This is a genomic window from SAR202 cluster bacterium (assembly GCA_009392515.1).
Classification (GTDB): domain Bacteria; phylum Chloroflexota; class Dehalococcoidia; order Lucifugimonadales; family UBA6952; genus UBA6952.
Genome location: VFGE01000043.1, coordinates 1 through 4,419, shown reverse-complemented (window position 1 = coordinate 4,419; position 4,419 = coordinate 1). Strand labels below are relative to the sequence as shown.

Annotated in this window: 4 protein-coding genes; 1 reads left to right on the top strand and 3 read right to left on the bottom strand. The window is 35.6% G+C overall.

All coding sequences use genetic code 11. The annotated features are described in order from the left end of the window. Positions 1-63: 63 nt before the first annotated feature. Genes FI695_06565 through FI695_06555 form a run of 3 tightly spaced genes read right to left on the bottom strand, consistent with a single transcriptional unit; the run spans position 64 to position 3,768 of the window. Complete coding sequence (locus tag FI695_06565; protein MQG51626.1) at positions 64-1,443, bottom strand: amidohydrolase; 1,380 nt, start codon at positions 1,441-1,443, stop codon at positions 64-66. 15 nt (positions 1,444-1,458) lie between these two features. Next, positions 1,459-2,592, bottom strand: a complete 1,134-nt coding sequence (gene hflX, locus FI695_06560) for a GTPase HflX (GenBank protein ID MQG51625.1) — start codon at positions 2,590-2,592, stop codon at positions 1,459-1,461. A gap of 6 nt (positions 2,593-2,598) precedes the next feature. Beyond that, on the bottom strand, positions 2,599-3,768 hold the full coding sequence (locus FI695_06555) for an aminotransferase class I/II-fold pyridoxal phosphate-dependent enzyme (protein MQG51624.1): 1,170 nt from the start codon (positions 3,766-3,768) through the stop codon (positions 2,599-2,601). Positions 3,769-3,840: 72 nt separating this feature from the next. Here FI695_06555 and FI695_06550 point away from each other — a divergent pair. Continuing rightward, positions 3,841-4,419, top strand: a 579-nt coding sequence (locus tag FI695_06550; protein ID MQG51623.1) for an amidohydrolase family protein, incomplete at its 3' end; no start/stop codon positions are given.

Genomic DNA, 4,419 nt, shown 5'->3' with positions numbered 1-4,419 from the left:
TTAATTTATTATTTAAATTCATAATCTCTCTTTATATTGTATGGTCTATATTTATTATAAATTTCAATTAATTTTATCCAGAACAATTTGTCGTAATTGTGGCGCTCGAACAGATACTTGTCTGGCAATTTCATTCTCATCAATATTTAAAATTTTACTATTATGCATGACTATTTGGCCATTGATAATCACGTCATTTACATCGCTACCGCGTAAAGAATTCACAATTGCAAAGTAAGGATCGTCAATTGGTAAAGCATTGAGTCCTGGATTGAGAATTAATAAGTCAGCACGTTTTCCTGTTTCTAGTGAGCCAATTTCTTCATCAAGACCACAAACACGTGCTCCTCCCAAAGTAGCCATTGTCACTAGTTCAAACGGATTTACTATATTACTATCTAAATACGGTGTACCGTAATGTAGTGATTGAGCAATTCCTGATAATTTCATGGCTTCAAATAAATCTAATGAACCACGATTAGCTCCATCTGTACCTATTCCTATTTTGATACCTAATTTTTTCATTTGTAGAAGTTTAGTCATTCCTAAAGATGAAAAATTAGGAGATGGACAATGTGCCACCCCTACTTGATGTTTGGCATACAGGTCTACTTCTTCGTCGCTCAGCAAAACAGAATGAGCAGCAATTACATTTGAATTTAAGAAATCAAGGCTTGCCAAATAATTTGCAGGTCTCATTCCATGATGGTCCAGAGCATGATAAATTTCATAATGACCTTCATTAGCATGGGTTTGTACCATAGTGTTATATTCTTCAGCCAGTTGAGCTGTTTTTTGTATTAGTTGAGGTGTACAAACAGTGATTTGTCGTAATGAGAAAACACCGCGTATAAGGTTGTTATCATCGTTGTTTTTGAATGGCCAGCGTTGTACTATTTCCAGATTTTTCTCAATTGCTTCTTCTGTCGAAAATAGCATATTGTCTGGCAAACTAGGTAATCCTGTATCCATATCCATAGTAGAAATTGCCATAAGTCCACGTATACCAACATCTTCAGCTGCTTTTACTAACTGTTCGGGATGACGTCCGCCATGTTCTGCAAAACAAGTTGTGCCAACACGTATTAAATTGGTATATGCTGCAACACCACTCAAATATACGTCTTCCTGAGATAACTGTGATTCAAACGGAATGAGATAGTTTTTCCAAAAAGGATAGCGTGTGCCACTTCGAGCAATTGCAGCACCCATCCCTCGCATCAAATGCTGACATGTGTGAAAGTGAGAATCTATCAGACCAGGCATAACGATTTTTCCTGTTGCATCAATTACCTGATCTACGGTTGTTTCAACATCTGAAGTGGTTTCGGTTTGCGGGGCAATTGAGACAATTCGTGTTCCATCTATCAGGATTTGTCCATTATTAATAACACCCGATGATCCCATACTCACAATCGTGGCATTTTTTATTAATATGTTCATAGAATCTCCAGACAACTATGTTATAAGTTGAGTTTCTATTTCTTTCATAAGATTATCAATACCAATACCAGTTAAGCCAGATAATAGTACTGCTGAATAATTTTCTTTTGTCTGAATAAATTTTATATATTGCTGAAAGTCTTGTATAACTTCTTTTGGTAAATTATCACTCTTATTAAATACAACAATCTTTTTCTTATCACTGACATTTAAATCTTTTAAAATATCATTTACTACTTCTATATGCTGGTTAAAATTTCCGTCAGTTGCATCTATAACGTGTAATAATATATCTGCTTCTTCTAACTCTTCTAAAGTAGCTCTGAATGCTGCAATTAGATTTGTAGGTAGCTTATTTATAAATCCTACAGTATCTGTAATAAGTATTGGATCACCATTTTCCAAGACTGTGCGACGAGTTACAGGATCAAGAGTTGCGAAGACTTGATCTGATTCATAAACCTTTGATTTAGTCATGCTGTTAAATAAGGTGCTTTTACCAGCATTTGTATACCCTATAAGGCTAATTACTGGAATTTTATTATTTTGTCTTCTTGAACGGTATTGTGACCTATGTCGTCTAACTTTATCTAAATCAGATTTTAATCTTTGTATTCGTTTTGTTATTAATCGTCTGTCTGTTTCTAGCTGTGTTTCACCAGGTCCTCTTGTACCAATACCACCACCCAGACGTTCTAAGTGAGACCACTGCCCTGCTAATCTTGGAAGGAGATATTGATGCTGAGCTAATTCGACCTGTAATTTACCTTCACGTGTGTTTGCTCTTGATGCAAAGAGGTCTAGAATAAGTGCTGTACGGTCAATAACTTTAGTTTCCTCACCTAAATATCGCTCTATACTTCGTTGTTGAGCCGGCGTTAATTCGTCGTCAAATATAACAGTATCATATTTACCTTGGAGGTTTTTTAATTCTTCTAATTTACCTTTTCCCAGATAATAGTGTGAAGGCTTCATTAGTTTTTGGACCATGCTTTCAACAACAGAAGCACCTGCAGCATTCGCTAATTGTTCTAATTCATCGATGGAATTTTCTATATCCCCGTTATTTTTGGCACTTTTAATCTCAACCCCTACAAGGATTGCTTTTTCTTTGGATTTGTATGTGTTTTTTAATTGAGTGCTTATAATTACTTCCTATTTTGTAGGTATTTTCCAGGTTTCTAATCGGTCTATTCCACGATCTAAATCACTATCATTTAACGTTAATGAGAAACGGATATATCCTTCTCCATATTCTCCGTATCCTGATCCAGGGGTTACAACAAGGTCTTTTTCATCTAGTAGCGCTGTAGCAAATTCAGCGGAAGTAAATCCTTCAGGTATTCTTACCCAGATATATAGTCCTGCCTTAGGTGGTACGATTTCCAGGCCGATATTTTGAAGTGCATTGATAACTCTGTCTCTTCGCCTTGTATAAGTGTCTATATTATCCTGTATACAGTCCTGTGATGCAGTTAAGGCTTCCATTGCACCATATTGAACAGCTTGCGGGATACCAGAATCGATATTTGATTTAACAATAGTTAATACTTTGACTAATTCTTCATTTCCAACTGCCATCCCTACTCTCCACCCTGTCATATTGTAACTTTTTGAGAGAGAATGGAATTCTATAGAGATATCCTTTGCACCATCAATTTCCATAAGACTGACAGGTTTGTATCCGTCATATGCTATTTCTGAATAACAAGCGTCGTGACAGAGAACAATATCATTTTCTTTGCAAAATTTAACTGCATCTTCAAAATATGAAGCAGGTGCAATTGCGCCAGTTGGATTATTTGGATAACAAAGCCATATTAATTTAGCTTTTTTTGCAATGTCTTTTGGTATGGCTTCAAAATCTAATAACCATTCATTTTTTTCAAGTAGTGGTGCATAGAAAGTTTCGCCTCCGGCAAACAGATTTCCTATTGAATAAACAGGGTAGCCTGGGTCAGGAACTATCCCAATATCACCAGGATTCATAACACAAAGTGGAAAGTGCCCTATTCCTTCTTTTGCTCCAATCAGAGGTACAATTTCAGTATCAGGATTTAGAGAAACAGAAAATCTTTTGTTATACCATTCAGAAATAACTTTTCTGAATTCTGGCAATCCGTCTGACTCTGGGTACCTGTGATTTGCAGGAACTTTAGAAGCTTCTATTATTGAATCTAATATATGATCAGGAGTAGGAATGTCAGGGTCTCCTATTCCAAAAGATATAACGTCAGCACCTTCTGCTTTTTTTGCAGCAATTTTTCTGGAAATCTCCATAAAAAGGTATGGTTTGATTTCTTTTATTCTGTTTGATATTTCCATGTATCCCCTATTTGTAATTCGTTGTTTATAATGTCTAATAATAAATCAATTTAATTAGCTTTGGAATAGTTTATGTTTGATTATATTATTAAAAACGGAACAATAATTGACGGATCTGGTGATAAAGGTTACTCAGCATCAGTTGGAATTAAAGACGATTCTATCAAAATAATTCCACAGGGCTCAGAACCAGAAGCAAAAAATATTATTGATGCAACAGGATTAGTTATATCTCCAGGATTTATTGATATGCATTCACATTGTGATTTGTATTTATTTCATGATCCCTATAATGAACCAAAAATCAGACAAGGTGTTACAACGGAAGTAATTGGACAAGATGGCCTTTCCTATGCACCTGCTTCGACAAAAGTCATATCCGAATTAATCATATATTTACAATCAGTAAATGGTGATATTCCTGGCGAAATTACCTGGAATTCAGTTGGAGAGTATCTAGATTCATTAGACGGGAATATTGGGTGCAATGTTGCTTACCTCGTCCCGCATTCAGCAGTTAGAACCGAAGTTATGGGATGGACAAATAAACTCCCAAATGAATCTGCAATAAAGTCCATGCAACAGTTAATAGAATCTGGTATGAAAGACGGAGCCTTTGGTTTTTCAACTGGTTTAACATATGTACCGAAT

Excerpts from the sequence above, each read along its gene's own strand:
- FI695_06565 (MQG51626.1), bottom strand. The coding sequence starts at position 1,443 with ATGAACATATTAATAAAAAATGCCACGATTGTGAGTATGGGATCATCG.
- FI695_06555 (MQG51624.1), bottom strand. The coding sequence starts at position 3,768 with ATGGAAATATCAAACAGAATAAAAGAAATCAAACCATACCTTTTTATG.